This window comes from Kitasatospora sp. NPDC047058, from assembly GCF_040643935.1.
Classification (GTDB): Bacteria; Actinomycetota; Actinomycetes; order Streptomycetales; family Streptomycetaceae; genus Kitasatospora.
The window spans coordinates 1-1,165 of the sequence record NZ_JBEYVJ010000923.1 but is presented as its reverse complement, the minus strand read 5'-3'; the positions used below and the strand labels follow the sequence as shown (position 1 = coordinate 1,165).

Below are 1,165 nucleotides of genomic sequence, written 5' to 3'. Positions count from 1 at the left end.
CGGCGGCTGGGTGTCGACCCGCTGGTGCTGCGGGAGAGGAACATCATCGGCCCGGGCGAGCACATGGATGGCCCGCTCGGCGAGGAGGAGGACCTGCACATCGCCTCCTACGGCCTCGACCAGTGCCTGCAGGTCGTCCGCAACGCCCTCGCCGACGACACCAGCGCCGGACTCGCCCCCGAGGGCTGGCTGGTGGGCCAGGGCTTCGCCATGTCGGCGATCGCCTGCGGGCCGCCCGGCGGCCACATCGCCGACGCCACGGTGAAACTGCTGGAGGACGGCACGTACGACATCGCCGTCGGCACCGCCGAGTTCGGCAACGGCACCACCACCGTGCACAAGCAGATCACCGCCGGCGCGCTGGGCACGACGGTGGACCGGATCGCGATCCGGCAGTCCGACACCGACCTGGTCAAGCACGACACCGGCGCGTTCGGATCGGCCGGCACCGTCGTTGCGGGCAAGGCGGTGATGAAGGCCGCCAACGCGCTCGCCGAGCAGATCCTCACGTTCACCGCCGAGTACGCCCGCACGCCGCGCAGCCTGCTGCGGCTGGCCGCCGACGCGGTCGACTGCGACGGGAAGCAGGTGACGCTGAAGGAGGTCTTCGAGGCGGCGCGCGGGCAGGGCGTCGAGCTCAGCGCCGACGGCCACTTCGGCGGCTCGCCGCGCTCGGTGGCCTTCAACTCCCAGTGGTTCCGCATCGCCGTCGACCCGGGCACCGGCGAGATCCGCATCCTGCGCAGCGTGCACGGCGCGGACGCCGGCAAGGTGATGAACCCGCTCCAGTGCCGGGGCCAGGTCGAGGGCGGGGTGGCGCAGGCGCTCGGCGCCACGCTGTTCGAGCAGGTGCTGCTGGACGACAACGGCGAGGTCACCACCGCCGCCTTCCGCCGCTACCGGCTGCCCGCGTACGCGGACGTGCCGCGCACCGAGGTCCACTTCAGCGAGACCTCGGACGCGATCGGGCCGCTCGGCGCCAAGTCGATGTCCGAGAGCCCGTTCAACCCGGTGCCGCCCGCCTTCGCCAACGCGCTGCGCGACGCCACCGGCATCCGGTTCACCGAGGCGCCGTTCCTGCGCGACAAGGTCTGGCAGGCCCTCGAGGAACGCCGCACCGGCACTCCCGTCCGGCACCCCTGACCATTCCGTTGCCATCCGCCGC

Annotated in this window: 1 protein-coding gene; it reads left to right on the top strand. The window is 72.6% G+C overall.

From position 1 onward, the window contains the following. The coding region (locus tag ABZ885_RS41655; RefSeq protein ID WP_360200484.1) for a molybdopterin cofactor-binding domain-containing protein at positions 1-1,143 on the top strand (1,143 nt) is incomplete at its 5' end. Positions 1,144-1,165: the final 22 nt, after the last annotated feature.